The organism is Microvirgula aerodenitrificans DSM 15089 (assembly GCF_000620105.1).
Taxonomy (GTDB): Bacteria; Pseudomonadota; Gammaproteobacteria; order Burkholderiales; family Aquaspirillaceae; genus Microvirgula; species Microvirgula aerodenitrificans.
In genome coordinates, this window is sequence record NZ_JHVK01000039.1 from 1 (window position 1) to 16,701 (window position 16,701).

Below are 16,701 nucleotides of genomic sequence, written 5' to 3' on the forward strand. Positions count from 1 at the left end.
CCAACCTGACGGGCCAGCAGGATGTGTTCGCGGGTCTGCGGCATCGGGCCGTCAGCGGCCGAGCACACCAGGATCGCGCCGTCCATCTGCGCTGCACCCGTGATCATGTTCTTCACGTAGTCGGCGTGTCCCGGGCAGTCAACGTGCGCGTAGTGACGTGCTTCCGTTTCGTACTCGACGTGAGCGGTGTTGATGGTGATGCCGCGTGCGCGTTCTTCCGGTGCGCTGTCGATGGCTGCGTAATCCTTGGCCTCACCGCCGAACTTCTTCGACAGGATGGTGGTGATTGCTGCAGTCAGCGTGGTCTTGCCATGGTCAACGTGGCCAATCGTGCCGACGTTCACGTGCGGCTTGTTACGTTCAAACTTTTCTTTTGCCATGATGCAAAAATCCTTAATTAAAGAGCGAGGCTAAAAGGGCCGGCGGATAGCCCGCCGGCACACAAGAGACTTATTTCTTCGCAGCCATGATGGCGTCGGCGACGTTGCGCGGGGCTTCCGAGTAGTGCTTGAACTCCATGGAGTACGTGGCACGACCCTGGGTAGCGGAACGCAGGTCGGTCGAGTAGCCGAACATTTCCGACAGCGGCACTTCTGCGCGGACAATCTTGCCGCCCAGGCCGTCGTCGTCCATGCCCTGGACGATACCGCGACGACGACTCAGGTCGCCCATCACGTCGCCCATGTACTCTTCCGGCGTTTCCACTTCCACAGCCATCATCGGTTCGAGGATGACCGGGCTGGCACGGCGCATGGCTTCCTTGAAAGCCATCGAGCCGGCGAGTTCGAACGCGATCTGCGACGAGTCGACATCGTGGTACGAACCGAAGGTCAGGCGCACGGTCACGTCAACCACCGGGAAGCCGGCCAGCACGCCGTTGTTCAGCGTGTTGCGGATACCCTTGTCCACCGACGGGATGAATTCGCGCGGAATCACGCCACCCTTGATTTCGTCAAAGAACTGGTAGCCCTTGCCTTCGCCGGACGGTTCCAGCGTGATCACGGCGTGGCCGTACTGGCCCTTGCCGCCGGACTGCTTGACGTGCTTGCCGTCAACGTCGGTCACCGTCTTGGTGATGGTCTCGCGGTACGCAACCTGCGGGGCACCCACGTTGGCTTCCACGCCGAATTCGCGCTTCATGCGGTCGACGATGATTTCCAGGTGGAGTTCGCCCATGCCCGAAATGATGGTCTGGCCGGATTCTTCGTCGGTACGCACGCGGAACGACGGGTCTTCCTTGGCCAGGCGGTTCAGCGCCACGCCCATTTTTTCCTGGTCGACCTTGGTCTTCGGTTCGACGGCAACGTGAATCACCGGCTCCGGGAATTCCATGCGTTCCAGAATGATCGGCGAGTCGACCGCGCACAGGGTTTCCCCGGTGGTCACGTCCTTCAGGCCGATGGCCGCAGCGATGTCGCCGGCGCGGACTTCTTCCAGTTCGATACGGTCGTTCGCCATCATCTGCACGATGCGGCCGATACGTTCCTTCTTGTCCTTGACCGAGTTCAGCACGGTGTCGCCCGACTGGACCACACCCGAGTACACGCGGAAGAACGTCAGCTGACCGACGAACGGGTCGTTCATCAGCTTGAACGCCAGCGACGAGAACTTCTCGTCGTCCGACGCGTGACGGACAGCCGGTTCGCCGTTCGGCAGTTCGCCGGAGACCGGCGGCACGTCGAGCGGGCTCGGCAGCAGTTCGATCACGGCGTCGAGCATGCGCTGCACGCCCTTGTTCTTGAACGCGGTACCGCACAGCATCGGCTGGATTTCGCAGTTCAGGGTACGGGTACGCAGGCCGGAAACAATTTCCTCTTCAGAGAGCGCGCCCTCTTCCAGGTACTTGTTCATCAGCTCTTCGCTGGCTTCGGCGGCTGCCTCGACCATCTTCTCGCGCCATTCTTCGGCTTCCGCCACCAGTTCGGCCGGGATTTCACCGTATTCGAACTTCATGCCCTGGCTGGCGGTGTCCCAGATGATCGCTTTCATCTTCAGCAGATCGACCACGCCTTCGAAGTGCTCTTCAGCACCGATAGGCACAACGATCGGCACCGGGTTGGCGCGCAGACGCGTTTGCATCTGTTCGACAACGCGGAAGAAGTTCGCGCCCTGGCGGTCCATCTTGTTGACGAAGGCCAGACGCGGCACCTTGTACTTGGTCGCCTGACGCCACACGGTTTCGGACTGCGGCTGAACGCCACCCACCGCGCAGTACACCATCACGGCGCCGTCCAGAACGCGCATGGAACGCTCCACCTCGACGGTGAAGTCGACGTGTCCTGGGGTGTCGATGATGTTGAAGCGGTGTTCCGGGAACTGCAGACCCATGCCCTTCCAGAACGTGGTGGTCGCAGCGGAGGTGATGGTGATGCCACGCTCCTGCTCCTGTTCCATCCAGTCCATGGTGGCTGCGCCATCATGCACTTCACCGATTTTGTGGTTCACACCGGTGTAGAACAGGATGCGTTCGGTCGTCGTCGTCTTGCCGGCGTCGATGTGAGCGGAAATACCGATATTGCGGTACCGCTCGATGGGGGTTTTTCTAGCCACAGCCAAAACCTTTTCAGCAAATAAAGAACGTTAGAAGCGGAAGTGCGAGAACGCCTTGTTCGCTTCGGCCATGCGGTGGACTTCGTCGCGCTTTTTCATCGCGCCGCCACGACCTTCGGCCGCATCCAGCAGTTCGCCGGCGAGACGCAGATCCATCGACTTTTCACCACGCTTGCGCGCAGCTTCGCGCAGCCAGCGCATTGCCAGTGCCAGACGGCGGGCGGGACGGACTTCAACCGGAACCTGGTAGTTGGCACCGCCCACGCGGCGGGATTTGACTTCCACCACCGGCTTCACATTGGCGATAGCGGACGCGAACACTTCAACCGCGTTCTTGCCGCTCTTCTTTTCGATCTGGGACAGAGCGCCGTACACGATGCGTTCGGCAACAGCCTTCTTGCCGTCGATCATCACGACGTTCATGAATTTGGACAGCTCGACGTTACCGAACTTCGGGTCCGGCAGTACGTCGCGCTTGGGGACTTCTCTACGTCTAGGCATAACAACCTCTATTGCTGTGTTCAGTTGAGCGGGTTCGACCCACCCTCGGCCATCCAGAAAGATGACCACTTACTCCGGCAGCGTGTGCCGCCGTCTCTCTCAGTGCGAACGCCGGATTACTTCGGACGCTTGGCACCGTACTTGGAGCGGGACTGTCTGCGATCCTTGACGCCAGCGGTGTCAAGCGAGCCGCGCACGGTGTGGTAGCGCACACCCGGCAAGTCTTTTACGCGACCGCCGCGAATCAGCACGACCGAGTGTTCCTGCAGGTTGTGGCCTTCACCGCCGATGTACGAAATCACTTCGAAACCGTTGGTCAGACGCACCTTGCAGACCTTGCGCAGAGCCGAGTTCGGCTTCTTCGGGGTCGTGGTGTACACACGGGTGCAGACACCGCGCTTTTGCGGGCAGGCTTCAAGTGCCGGCACCTTGCTCGCCACTTTGGCGACCGCACGTCCTTTACGGACGAGTTGGTTGATGGTTGGCATTACTCAGGTTCCTAAATTGTCAAAGGCGGCAACATGCCGCCCACGAAGACGCGCCGGATTATAGAGAACCCCCCGGGCACCGTCAATGAAACATGCCGCCGACCCAACGCAGTACTGCGTTGAATCGGCGGCACTTTTCTTCATCACAGTGCGGAGTGTTCCTGACCGTCCGGGCTTTCGGCCAGGGTTTCGCCAGTCAGCTCGGCGTTGCCAAACGGCTGACGACGGCGATTGCTGTGGTAAGCCAGACCCGTACCTGCCGGGATCAGGCGACCAACGATCACGTTTTCCTTCAAACCGCGCAGATCGTCCTTCTTGCCCATGATCGCGGCTTCGGTCAGCACGCGAGTGGTTTCCTGGAACGATGCCGCCGAGATGAACGAGTCGGTCGACAGCGACGCCTTGGTGATACCGAGCAGCACGTTGTCGTAGCGGGCCGGTTCCTTGTCCTCGGACGCCATCTTGTCGTTGACGTCCAGCACTTCGGAACGTTCGACCTGTTCACCCTGGATGAAGTCGGTGTTGCCCGAGTCGCTGATGACCACGCGACGCAGCATCTGGCGAATGATCACCTCGATGTGCTTGTCGTTGATCTTCACGCCCTGCAGACGATACACCTCCTGCACTTCCTGGACGATGTAGCGGGCCAGCGCTTCGATACCCTGCAGACGCAGGATGTCGTGCGGATCGACCGGACCGTCGACGATCAGTTCGCCGCGGTTCACCACCTGACCGTCGTGGACCAGCACATGCTTGTCCTTCGGAATCAGGGTTTCGTGCGCCACGCCTTCCAGATCGGTGATCACCAGGCGCTGCTTGCCCTTGGTGTCCTTGCCGAACGACACGGTGCCGGTCACGTCGGCCAGCATGCCGGCGTCCTTCGGCGAACGCGCTTCGAACAGCTCGGCCACACGCGGCAGACCACCGGTAATGTCGCGGGTCTTCGACGATTCCTGCGGGATGCGGGCCAGCACTTCACCGACACCCACGTCCTGGCCGTCACGCACGGTAATGATGGCGCCGACCTGGAAGGTGATGTTCACCGGCGTATCCGAGCCGGCCAGTTTCACTTCGTTGCCGCTTTCGTCGAGCAGCTTCACCTGCGGACGCAGCACCTTCGATGCGCTGGCGCGACGCTTCGGGTCAATGACCACCAGCGTGGACAGACCGGTCACATCGTCGACCTGCTTGGCGACAGTGGTGCCTTCCTCGACGTTCTCGAACCGCACGTGACCGGCGTATTCGGTAATGATCGGGCGGGTGTGCGGGTCCCAGGTAGCCAGTACCGTGCCGGCCTTGATCGACTGGCTGTCGGTGACCAGCAGCGTGGCGCCGTACGGAATGTTGTGGCGCTCGCGCTCGCGGCCCTGACGGCCGTCCGGCAGTTCCTCGTGAATCACCACTTCGCCGGAGCGCGCGATGACCACCAGTTCGCCCTTGTCGTTCTTCACGTAGCGCATCTGGCTCGAGAAGCTGACCAGACCGTTCGACTTGGCTTCCACCTGGCTGGCGGCTGCGGCTCGCGACGCGGCACCACCGATGTGGAAGGTACGCATCGTCAGCTGCGTGCCCGGTTCACCGATCGACTGCGCGGCGATCACGCCGACAGCTTCACCGGTGTTGACCAGCTTGCCGCGGCCAAGGTCGCGACCGTAGCACTTGGCGCACAGACCATAGCGGGTTTCGCAGGTCAGCGGCGTACGCACCTTGATTTCGTCGATGCCAAGGCTGTCGACCAGATCCACGGTGTATTCGTCGAACAGCGTGCCGGCTTCGATGACGGTTTCGCCGGTTGCCGGGTTGACCACGTCGATGGCTGCCACGCGACCGAGAATGCGGTCACGCAGTGCTTCGATCACGTCACCGCCCTGCACCACGGCCTTCATCACCGCACCGTTGGTGGTGCCGCAATCGTCGTGCACCACGACCAGATCCTGGGTCACGTCGACCAGACGACGGGTCAGGTAACCGGAGTTTGCCGTCTTCAGCGCCGTATCCGCGAGACCCTTGCGGGCACCGTGAGTCGAGATGAAGTACTGCAGAACGGTCAGACCTTCGCGGAAGTTCGCCGTAATCGGCGTCTCGATGATCGAGCCGTCAGGCTTGGCCATCAGGCCCCGCATACCGGCCAGCTGGCGGATCTGCGCGGCGGAACCCCGGGCGCCCGAGTCGGCCATCATGTAAATCGAGTTGAACGATTCCTGATCGACTTCCTTGCCCTCGCGGTCCAGCACGCGCTGGGTCTTGAGCTCGTCCATCATGGCCTTGGCGACCTGGTCGCCGCAGCGACCCCAGATGTCCACGACCTTGTTGTAGCGCTCGCCCTGGGTCACCAGACCCTGACGGTACTGTTCTTCGATTTCCTTGACTTCCTGCTGCGCGCCGGCGAGCAGGCGTTCCTTCGCCGTCGGCACCAGCATGTCGTCCACGCAGATCGAGATGCCGCCGCGGGTCGAATAGCTGAAACCGGTGTACATCAGCTGGTCGGCGAACACGACCGTGTCCTTGATGCCGCAACGACGGAACGAGACGTTGATGAGCTTGGAGATTTCCTTCTTCTTCAGCGCCTTGTTGATGTGCTCGAACGGCAGGCCCTTCGGCAGGATTTCGGACAGCAGCGCGCGACCGACGGTGGTGTTCACCCGACGGATGACCGGCTGGAATTCGCCCTGTTCGTCCTTTTCCCACTCGCGCAGACGCACGGCAATGCGCGTCCCGAGTTCGACCTGACGGGTTTCGTAGGCGCGGCTCAGCTCGCTGATGCCGGAGAACGACATGCCTTCGCCACGGCCGTTGATCTTGTCGCGGGTCAGGTAGTACAGACCCAGCACGATATCCTGCGACGGCACGATGATCGGCTCGCCGTTGGCCGGCGACAGCACGTTGTTCGAAGCCAGCATCAGCGTGCGGGCTTCCATCTGCGCTTCCAGCGACAGCGGCACGTGAACGGCCATCTGGTCACCGTCGAAGTCGGCGTTGAACGCAGTACATACCAGCGGATGCAGCTGGATGGCCTTGCCTTCGATCAGCACCGGCTCGAATGCCTGGATGCCCAGGCGGTGCAGCGTCGGCGCACGGTTCAGCAGGACCGGATGCTCGCGGATCACGTCTTCGAGGATGTCCCAGACTTCCGGCACTTCCTGTTCGACCAGCTTCTTGGCAGCCTTGATGGTGCTGGCCAGGCCGAGGACTTCCAGTTTGTGGAAGATGAACGGCTTGAACAGTTCCAGCGCCATCTTCTTCGGCAGACCGCACTGATGCAGACGCAGGGTCGGGCCCACGGTAATCACCGAACGACCCGAGTAGTCGACGCGCTTGCCCAGCAGGTTCTGACGGAAGCGGCCGCCCTTGCCCTTGATCATGTCGGCCAGCGACTTCAGCGGGCGCTTGTTGGCGCCGGTCATGGCCTTGCCGCGACGACCGTTGTCCAGCAGTGAGTCGACCGATTCCTGCAGCATGCGCTTTTCGTTGCGCACGATGATTTCCGGCGCGCGCAGCTCCAGCAGCCGCTTGAGGCGGTTGTTGCGGTTGATCACGCGGCGGTACAGGTCGTTCAGGTCGGAGGTCGCGAAACGACCGCCGTCCAGCGGCACCAGCGGGCGCAGTTCCGGCGGCAGCACCGGCAGCACTTCCAGGATCATCCATTCCGGCTTGATGCCGGTACGCTGGAACGCCTCAAGCACCTTCAGGCGCTTGGCGATCTTCTTGATCTTGGTTTCCGAGCCGGTGGCTTCCAGGTCGGCGCGCAGCGTTTCGATCTCGGCATTGATGTCGAGGCTCTTCAGCAGCGAGCGGATACCTTCGGCACCCATCAGGGCTTCGAATTCGTCACCGTACTCCTCGACCTTGTCGAGGTAGTCTTCTTCGGTCAGCAGCTGCTTCTTCTGCAGCGGCGTCATGCCCGGTTCGGTCACGACGAAGCCTTCGAAGTACAGCACGCGTTCGATGTCGCGCAGCGTCATGTCGAGGACCATGCCCAGACGCGACGGCAGCGACTTCAGGAACCAGATGTGCGCGACCGGGCTGGCCAGCTCGATGTGGCCCATGCGTTCGCGACGCACCTTGCTCAGCGTGACTTCAACGCCGCATTTTTCGCAGATCACGCCGCGATGCTTGAGGCGCTTGTACTTGCCGCACAGGCACTCGTAGTCCTTGATCGGGCCGAAGATGCGGGCGCAGAACAGGCCATCGCGCTCCGGCTTGAAGGTACGGTAGTTGATCGTTTCCGGCTTTTTAACTTCGCCGAACGACCAGGAACGGATTTTGTCCGGCGACGCGATGCCGATCTTGATCGCGTCGAATTCTTCTTCCTGCGTAACTTGCTTGAAGAGGTCGAGCAGAGCTTTCATGTCTTCTCCGGTGAGAAGTGAGGCGTGAGGCGGGGGTGCGAAGCGCACCCGCCCTCACTACTCACGGGTCAGTAACGTTCGAGGTCGATATCGAGACCGAGCGAGCGAATTTCCTTCACCAGCACGTTGAAGGATTCCGGCATGCCGGCATCGATCTTGTGCTCGCCCTTGACGATGTTCTCGTAAACCTTGGTACGGCCGTTCACGTCATCCGACTTCACGGTCAGCATTTCCTGCAGCGTGTAGGCGGCGCCGTAAGCTTCCAGTGCCCACACTTCCATTTCACCGAAGCGCTGGCCACCGAACTGGGCTTTACCACCCAGCGGCTGCTGGGTCACCAGGCTGTACGGACCGGTCGAACGCGCGTGCATCTTGTCATCGACCAGGTGATGCAGCTTCAGGAAGTGCATCACGCCGACGGTGACCTTGCGGTCGAAGGCTTCGCCCGAGCGGCCGTCGAACAGCGTCATCTGCGTCTTCGAGCCGTTGAAGTCCAGCAGCTGGGTACGCGGATCGTCGTTCGGGTAGGCCAGTTCCAGCATCGCGCGGATTTCCGCTTCCTTGGCACCGTCAAACACCGGCGTCGAGAACGGCATGCCGCGACGCAGGTTGTGCGCCAGATGCAGGATTTCCTTGTCGGTCAGGCTGGCGATGTCTTCCGGCTTGCCGCTGGAGTTGTAGATCTTGTCGATGTACGAACGGATGTCCGCCACCGCGCGCTCTTCCTTCAGCATCTTGTCGAACTGCTGGCCGATACCCTTGCCCGCCCAGCCGAGGTGGACTTCGAGAATCTGACCGATGTTCATGCGCGACGGCACGCCCAGCGGGTTCAGCACGATGTCGACCGGCGTACCATCCGCCATGTACGGCATGTCTTCGACCGGCAGGATCTTCGACACCACACCCTTGTTACCGTGACGGCCGGCCATCTTGTCGCCCGGCTGCAGGCGGCGCTTGACGGCGATGTACACCTTGACCATCTTCTGCACGCCCGGCGGCAGTTCGTCGCCCTGGGTCAGCTTGCGCTTCTTGTCTTCGAACTTGAGGTCGAATTCTTCGCGCTTCTGCGACAGCGATTCCTTCATCAGCTCGAGCTGCTTGGCCACGTCCTCGTCCGTCATGCGGATGTCGAACCAGTCATGCTTGCTCAGCAGGCCGGTCAGGTACTCGAGGTCGATCACGGTGCCCTTGGCCAGACGCTTCGGACCGCCGTTGGCAGCCTTGCCGATGATCAGGCGTTCGATACGATCGAAGGCGTCGTTCTCGAAAATGCGCAGCTGGTCGTTCAGGTCCTGGCGATAGCGCTTCAGCTCGGCGTCGATGATCGACTGCGCGCGCTTGTCACGCTCGATGCCTTCGCGGGTGAACACCTGCACGTCGATGACGGTACCGCTCATGCCGGTCGGCACGCGCAGCGAGGTGTCCTTCACGTCGCTGGCCTTCTCGCCGAAGATCGCGCGCAGCAGCTTTTCTTCCGGCGTCAGCTGGGTTTCGCCCTTCGGCGTGACCTTGCCCACCAGCACGTCGCCGGCTTCGACTTCCGCACCGATGTACACGATGCCGGCTTCATCAAGACGGCCCTGCATGCGTTCGCTCAGGTTCGGGATGTCGCGGGTGATTTCTTCCGGCCCGAGCTTGGTGTCGCGGGCGACAACCGACAGTTCTTCGATGTGGATCGACGTGTAGCGGTCGTCGGACACGACGCGCTCGCTGATCAGCACCGAGTCTTCATAGTTGTAGCCGTTCCACGGCATGAAGGCGATGGTCATGTTCTGACCGAGCGCCAGCTCGCCGAGGTCGGTCGAGGCACCGTCGGCGATCACGTCGCCACGGGCCACGATGTCGCCCACATTCACCAGCGGACGCTGGTTGATGTTGGTGTTCTGGTTGGAACGGGTGTACTTGACCAGGTTGTAGATGTCGACGCCGACTTCACCGGCGACGGCTTCTTCGTCATTCACGCGGATCACGACGCGGGTCGCATCGACATAGTCGACGATACCGCCGCGGTCAGCAGCAATGGCGGTGCCCGAGTCGACGGCCACGGCGCGTTCGATACCGGTGCCGACGAACGGCTTCTCGGCACGCAGGCAAGGCACGGCCTGCCGCTGCATGTTGGCACCCATCAATGCGCGGTTCGCATCGTCATGCTCGAGGAACGGGATCAGCGAGGCGGCGACGGACACGACCTGGCTGGTCGCCACGTCCATGTACTGGACGCGGTCCGGCGTCGACAGGATGGTTTCACCCTTTTCGCGGCTGGTCACCAGTTCATCGATCAGCTTGCCTTCGCTGTCCAGCGTGGCGTTGGCCTGGGCGATGACGTAGCGGCCTTCCTCGATGGCCGACAGGTAATCGATCTGGTCGGTAACCTTGCCGTCCACGACCTTGCGGTACGGGGTTTCCAGGAAGCCGTACGCATTGGTACGGGCATAGATCGACAGCGAGTTGATCAGGCCGATGTTCGGGCCTTCCGGCGTTTCGATCGGGCACACACGGCCGTAGTGGGTCGGGTGCACGTCGCGGACTTCAAAGCCGGCGCGTTCGCGGGTCAGACCGCCCGGGCCAAGGGCCGACACGCGCCGCTTGTGGGTGATTTCCGACAGCGGGTTGGTCTGGTCCATAAACTGGGACAGCTGCGAGGAACCGAAGAATTCCTTGATCGCGGCCGATACCGGCTTGGCGTTGATCAGGTCGTGCGGCATCAGGTTGTCGCTCTCGGCCTGATTCAGACGTTCCTTGACCGCGCGTTCGACGCGCACCAGACCGGCACGGAACTGGTTTTCCGCCAGTTCGCCAACCGAACGCACGCGACGGTTGCCGAGGTGATCGATATCGTCCACTTCGCCGCGGCCGTTGCGCAGCTCGGTCAGCAGCATGATCACGGCGACGATGTCGTCGGTGACCAGCGTGCCCGGGCCGGTGTCGTCATGCGGGCCGACGCGTTCGTAGAACTTGCGGATCCAGCCCGGCGACTTCTCGTCCAGCTTGTCGCTGTAGGCGCGGCGGTTGAACTTCATCCGGCCGACGCGCGACAGGTCATAGCTGTCTTCGTTGAAGAACAGGCGCTGGAACAGGGCTTCGACGGCTTCTTCCGTCGGCGGTTCGCCCGGGCGCATCATGCGGTAGATGGCGACGCGAGCCGACAGCTGGTCCTGGATGTCGTCGGTGCGCATGGTCTGGGCGATGTAGCCGCCATGATCCAGCTCGTTGACGAACAGCACTTCGACCCGCTCGATTTCGGCCATGGCCAGCTTGGCGAGGATTTCTTCGGTGATTTCCTCGTTGGCGCGCGCGATCACTTCACCGGTATCGGTGTTGACCACGTTCTTGGCCAGGAACTTGCCCAGCAGCACGTCGGCCGGCATTTCCAGCCGTGTGATGCCCGCCTGCGCGATGTCGCGAATGGTCTTGGCGGTAATGCGCTTGTCTTTTTGCGCCAGCACCTTGCCGTCCGGACCGACGATGTCCAGCTTCGCCACTTCGCCCTTCAGGCGTTCCGGCACCACTTCGATGAACACGCCATTCTTGGTCAGGTAGAAGATGTCGGTATCGTAGAATTCGTTCAGGATCCGTTCTTCGCTGTAGCCGAGCGCCTTCAGCAGCGTCGACACCGGCATCTTGCGACGACGGTCGATACGGAAGAACAGCTGGTCCTTCGGGTCGAATTCAAAGTCGAGCCACGAGCCGCGGTACGGAATGATCCGGGCCGAGAACAGCAGCTTGCCCGAGCTGTGGGTCTTGCCCTTGTCGTGCTCGAAGAACACGCCCGGGCTGCGGTGCAGCTGGGAGACGATGACACGTTCGGTACCGTTGATGATGAACGAGCCGTTCTGCGTCATCAGCGGGATTTCGCCCATGTAGACGTCATTCTCGCGGACTTCCTTCACCACCGGCTTGGAGGACTCTTTGTCGAGAATGGTCAGGCGGATGCGCGCACGCAGCGGTGCGGCGTAGGTAATGCCGCGCAGCTGGCATTCCGGCACGTCGAACGGCGGATCGCCCAGCACATAGTGGGCGAAGTCGAGCCGTGCATAGCCGTTGTTACTGACGATCGGGAAGATCGAGCGGAATGCCGCTTCAAGGCCCCCGTTTTCACGCTTGTCGTACTGCACGCCGAGCTGCAGGAACTCGGAGTACGAATCGATTTGCGTCGCCAGCAGGAAGGGGACGTCGAGAACGGTTTCGCGCTTCGCAAAGCTCTTGCGAATCCGCTTTTTCTCAGTAAACGAATAACTCATAGAGTCTCCATCGAGGTAGGTGGCGCAAGGAATCAAGTCAAAGGTCAACAGCCAAGCGGCCACATTTGAATGCTGACGTTTGACGGCTTGCTGGAGGCAAGCGTGATGCCCGGTCCTGTCAAAGATCACGCGCCGGTCACAAGCGCAATGAGGCCGGCGGATTTCTCCGCCAGCCTCCCAATCGTCGATTATTCGACGATTACTTCATTTCGGCCTTCGCGCCGGCTTCGATCAGCTGCTTCACCAGTGCTTCGGCGTCGGCCTTCGAAACGGCTTCCTTCACGGTCTTCGGCGCGCCGTCGACCATGTCCTTGGCTTCCTTCAGGCCCAGGCCGGTGATGGCGCGGACAACCTTGATCACGCCAACCTTGTTGTCGCCGGCTGCGTTCAGCACGACGTCGAACTCGGTCTTTTCTTCAGCGGCAGCAGCGCCAGCGCCGGCCGGAGCGGCAACGGCCATGGCAGCGGCGGACACGCCGAACTTTTCTTCGAACGCCTTGACCAGGTCGTTCAGTTCCATGACGGTCATGCCGCCAACGGCTTCGAGGATGTTTTCTTGGGTGATAGCCATGTCAAATAGCTCCTGAAATGGGGTAGATTTTTTGAGTGCGGAAAATCAGGCTGCGGCTTCTTCGCCCTGCTTCTGTGCAGCGACGGCGGCCAGGACGCGGGCCATGCCCGAGACCGGTGCCTGCATGACGCCCAGCAGCATTGCAAGAAGTTCTTCGCGGCTCGGGATCGAAGCGAGTTGTTGCACGGCGGCGGCGTCAAGCACCTTGCCATCGTACGCACCAGCCTTGATCGAGATTTTCTGATCGACCTTTGCGAAGTCGTTCAGCACCTTGGCAGCAGCAACGGCATCTTCAGAGATGCTGTAGACCAGCGGACCGACCATTTGCTCGGCAAGACCCTCGAACGGGGTGCCGGCAACGGCGCGACGTGCCAGCGTGTTCTTCAGAACACGCAGGAACACGCCCTTCTCGCGTGCTTGCGCACGGAGCTTGGTCATGCTGCTAACCTCGATGCCACGGTATTCGGCGATGACAATGGTCTGAGCTTTCGCAACTTCCGCTGCGATCTCGGCCACTACCGCCTTTTTGTCGTCAAGATTGAGACTCAAGGTCTGCTCTCCTAGCATTGAGGACAACGGAACATCCGGCAAGCCAGACATTCCACGTTTCAACGGCGACCTTCATTCAGGAGACATTTCGTTCCCTCCGCGAACGGGGGGAGGAGTAAAACCTGTGTTCGGGTACACCATCTGCGTAGGACCCCGCTTTTGGCAAGGATTAAACCCGGAGGTTCCTACGGTCTTTGACAATCCGGCACAAGTGCCGGCCCAAAGCCCAGCTTCGTGACCAGCCGGAAAACCGGCTGGCCGCGAAATGGCGGGATTGCTCCCGCCGTGTTCTTTACGCTTGCGCGACCAGAGTGGTCTGGTCAACGCGAACGCCAACGCCCATCGTGCTCGAGACGGCAACCTTCTTCAGGTACACGCCCTTCGCGGCAGCCGGCTTGGCCTTTTGCAGCGCTTCGATCAGCGCGCTCAGGTTTTCACGCAGCGCTTCGGCGTCGAACGACGCACGGCCGATGGTCGAGTGGATGATACCGGCCTTGTCGGTACGGTACTGAACCTGACCGGCCTTGGCGTTCTTGACCGCTTCGGCAACGTTCGGGGTCACGGTACCGACCTTCGGGTTCGGCATCAGGCCACGCGGGCCGAGGATCTGGCCCAGTTGACCGACGATACGCATCGCGTCCGGCGAGGCGATCACGACGTCAAAGTCGAGATTGCCGGCCTTGACCTGTTCGGCCAGGTCTTCGAAACCGACGATGTCGGCGCCGGCGGCCTTGGCGGCCTCGGCATTCGCGCCCTGGGTGAACACGGCAACGCGAACCGACTTGCCGGTACCACGCGGCAGCACGACCGAGCCGCGAACGACCTGGTCGGACTTGCGCGGATCGACGCCGAGGTTCACGGCCACGTCGACGGATTCGTCGAACTTGGCGGTGGCGGCACCCTTGACCAGCGCGATGGCTTCGTCAACGGTGTACAGCTTGTTGCGGTCTACCGTCGCCTTCAGCGCGGCCAGACGTTTGGAAACCTTGGCCATTACACACCCTCCACGTCGATACCCATGCTGCGAGCCGAACCGGCGATGATACGGACGGCGGCGTCCATATTGGCGGCGGTCAGGTCAGGCTGCTTGGTCTTGGCGATTTCTTCCAGTTGGGCGCGCGTCAGCTTGCCGACCTTGTCGGTATGCGGCTTCGGGCTGCCCTTCTGAATCCCTGCGGCCTTCTTGATCAGAATGGTCGCCGGCGGCGTCTTCATGATGAAGGTGAAGGACTTGTCCGCGTAGGCGGTGATCACAACCGGAATCGGCAGGCCCGGCTCGACGCCCTGGGTCTGGGCGTTGAACGCCTTGCAGAATTCCATGATGTTCAGGCCACGCTGACCCAGAGCCGGACCGATCGGGGGCGACGGGTTGGCTTTGCCAGCGGGCACTTGCAGCTTGATATAGCCGACAATCTTCTTTGCCACGATTTAACTCCTGATGGGTCGTAACGCGGACCGCTCGGTCCGCTGCCCGGTTTGCGGACATCGACACGATGTCCGGACACACACAGGCCGAATTACTGCTTTTCGACCTGACTGAATTCGAGCTCGACCGGCGTATCGCGACCGAAGATCTGAACCGACACGCGCAGCTTGTTGCGCTCGTAGTTCACTTCGTCGACGAAACCGGTGAAGTCGTTGAACGGGCCTTCGGTGACGCGCACCTTCTGGCCGACTTCGAACAGCACCTTCGGCTTCGGCTTTTCGACGCCTTCCTGCATCTGCTGCATGATGGCTTCGACTTCCGACGGCTTGATCGGCGCCGGACGATTGGCCGTCCCGCCGATAAAGCCGGACACCTTCGGCGTGCTCTTGACCAGGTGCCACGTCTCGTCGTTCATTTCCATCTCGACCAGCACGTAGCCCGGGAAGAACTTGCGTTCGGTCAGCGAGCGCTTGCCGTTCTTCACGTCCATCACCTCTTCCACGGGAACGAGGATCTGACCGAAAAGATGCTGCATTGCAGCACGTTCGATGCGCTCTTTCAGCGCCTTTTGCACACTCTTCTCAAAGCCCGAGTAGGCGTGAACCACATACCATTTCATCGCATCAACCCCGGTGGAGAATTACGTCGTAGAACAGCCAGGACAAACCGGAGTCAACCAGCCACATGAACAGTGACAACACCAGTACGAATACGAACACCAGCAAGGTCATCTGGGTGACTTCCTTGCGGGTCGGCCAGACCACCTTCTTGGCTTCGGCGACGGAATCCTGGGCATAGCCCACGAAATCCTTGCCCGGCTGAGACAGCCAGATAACGCCGACAGCCAGCAGGATGCCGGCAATCACGGAGGCCACCCGCGCAATGCCTTGCGCTTCGGGGATCAGGTAGTAAGCGGCAATGCCGGCGACCACAAGGGCCATCGCCAACACCAGCTTAAGTTTGTCTTGCAATTCCATGCAGATACTTTTCGCTTGCTGATACAGCAAAAGACCAACCGGCGCCGGGCGCCGGTCAGTCTTATTTGGCAGGCCAGGAGGGTCTCGAACCCCCAACCCTCGGTTTTGGAGACCGATACTCTACCAATTGAGCTACTGGCCTGAAGAGGGCACTGAGTCTACCGGAAAACCGGTAGGGACTCAATGACTACTTACTTGATAACCTTGGCAACGACGCCGGCGCCGACGGTACGACCGCCTTCACGGATGGCGAAACGCAGACCTTCTTCCATGGCGATCGGTGCGATCAGCGCGACGGTAATCGCCACGTTGTCACCCGGCATCACCATTTCCACGCCTTCCGGCAGCGTCACCGCACCGGTCACGTCCGTGGTACGGAAGTAGAACTGCGGACGGTAGCCCTGGAAGAACGGAGTGTGACGGCCGCCTTCTTCCTTGCTCAGCACGTACACTTCAGCGCCGAAGTCGGTATGCGGCGTGATCGAACCCGGCTTTGCCAGCACCTGGCCACGTTCCACGTCTTCACGCTTGGTGCCGCGCAGCAGCACGCCAACGTTGTCGCCGGCCTGACCCTGATCCAGCAGCTTGCGGAACATTTCCACGCCGGTGCAGATGGTCTTCGCCGTCGGCTTCAGGCCAACGATTTCCAGTTCTTCGCCAACCTTGACGATGCCGCGTTCGACGCGACCCGTCACCACCGTGCCGCGACCCGAGATCGAGAACACGTCTTCGATCGGCAGCAGGAACGGCTTGTCAACGGCGCGTTCCGGCGTCGGGATGTAGCTGTCCAGTGCATCAGCCAGGCGGAAGATTGCCGGTTCGCCGATTTCCGACTGATCACCTTCCAGCGCCTTCAGCGCCGAACCGGTGATGATCGGCAGATCGTCGCCCGGGAAGTCGTAGCTGCTCAGCAGTTCGCGGACTTCCATTTCCACCAGTTCCAGCAGCTCGGCGTCATCAACCATGTCGGCCTTGTTCAGGAACACGATGATGTACGGCACTCCAACCTGACGGGCCAGCAGGATGTGTTCGCGGGTCTGCGGCATCGG

Annotated in this window: 13 protein-coding genes and 1 tRNA gene; all 14 read right to left on the reverse strand. The window is 61.2% G+C overall.

The features are described from left to right. Positions 1-380 (reverse strand): GTP-binding protein (locus tag Q352_RS21790; protein ID WP_036386907.1); only part of this gene is annotated, 380 nt, incomplete at its 3' end. A 70-nt stretch (positions 381-450) separates the two neighbouring features. After that, a complete protein-coding gene (gene fusA / locus Q352_RS0117175; protein WP_028500387.1) occupies positions 451-2,550 on the reverse strand; it encodes an elongation factor G in 2,100 nt (699 codons plus the stop codon). A gap of 30 nt (positions 2,551-2,580) precedes the next feature. Beyond that, complete coding sequence (rpsG, locus tag Q352_RS0117180) at positions 2,581-3,051, reverse strand: 30S ribosomal protein S7 (RefSeq protein WP_028500388.1); 471 nt, start codon at positions 3,049-3,051, stop codon at positions 2,581-2,583. A gap of 116 nt (positions 3,052-3,167) precedes the next feature. Beyond that, positions 3,168-3,539, reverse strand: coding sequence for a 30S ribosomal protein S12 (gene rpsL / locus Q352_RS0117185; RefSeq protein WP_028500389.1), 372 nt, complete (start codon positions 3,537-3,539; stop codon positions 3,168-3,170). A gap of 143 nt (positions 3,540-3,682) precedes the next feature. Further along, positions 3,683-7,888, reverse strand: coding sequence for a DNA-directed RNA polymerase subunit beta' (gene rpoC / locus Q352_RS0117190; RefSeq protein ID WP_028500390.1), 4,206 nt, complete (start codon positions 7,886-7,888; stop codon positions 3,683-3,685). A gap of 68 nt (positions 7,889-7,956) precedes the next feature. Then, positions 7,957-12,129: a DNA-directed RNA polymerase subunit beta gene (rpoB, locus tag Q352_RS0117195; RefSeq protein ID WP_028500391.1), complete on the reverse strand. Its 4,173-nt coding sequence runs from the start codon at positions 12,127-12,129 to the stop codon at positions 7,957-7,959. Positions 12,130-12,328: 199 nt separating this feature from the next. Continuing rightward, positions 12,329-12,700, reverse strand: a complete 372-nt coding sequence (gene rplL, locus Q352_RS0117200; protein ID WP_028500392.1) for a 50S ribosomal protein L7/L12 — start codon at positions 12,698-12,700, stop codon at positions 12,329-12,331. Between the two features lie 45 nt (positions 12,701-12,745). Then, on the reverse strand, positions 12,746-13,249 hold the full coding sequence (gene rplJ / locus Q352_RS0117205) for a 50S ribosomal protein L10 (RefSeq protein ID WP_028500393.1): 504 nt from the start codon (positions 13,247-13,249) through the stop codon (positions 12,746-12,748). Positions 13,250-13,541: 292 nt separating this feature from the next. Continuing rightward, positions 13,542-14,243, reverse strand: coding sequence for a 50S ribosomal protein L1 (gene rplA, locus Q352_RS0117210; protein WP_028500394.1), 702 nt, complete (start codon positions 14,241-14,243; stop codon positions 13,542-13,544). Then, the gene (gene rplK, locus Q352_RS0117215) at positions 14,243-14,674 is read right to left on the reverse strand and encodes a 50S ribosomal protein L11 (RefSeq protein WP_028500395.1); all 432 of its coding nucleotides are present in this window, start codon (positions 14,672-14,674) and stop codon (positions 14,243-14,245) included. The genes rplA and rplK overlap by 1 nt, the downstream gene beginning before the upstream one ends. 92 nt (positions 14,675-14,766) lie before the next feature. Beyond that, complete coding sequence (nusG, locus tag Q352_RS0117220) at positions 14,767-15,294, reverse strand: transcription termination/antitermination protein NusG (RefSeq protein ID WP_028500396.1); 528 nt, start codon at positions 15,292-15,294, stop codon at positions 14,767-14,769. A 4-nt stretch (positions 15,295-15,298) separates the two neighbouring features. Next, entirely contained in the window at positions 15,299-15,652 is a 354-nt protein-coding gene (secE, locus tag Q352_RS0117225) for a preprotein translocase subunit SecE (RefSeq protein WP_028500397.1), read from the reverse strand. A gap of 66 nt (positions 15,653-15,718) precedes the next feature. Continuing rightward, a tRNA-Trp gene (locus Q352_RS0117230) sits at positions 15,719-15,794 on the reverse strand. Positions 15,795-15,843: 49 nt separating this feature from the next. Continuing rightward, on the reverse strand, positions 15,844-16,701 hold an 858-nt coding region (locus Q352_RS0117235), incomplete at its 5' end, for an elongation factor Tu (protein ID WP_028500398.1).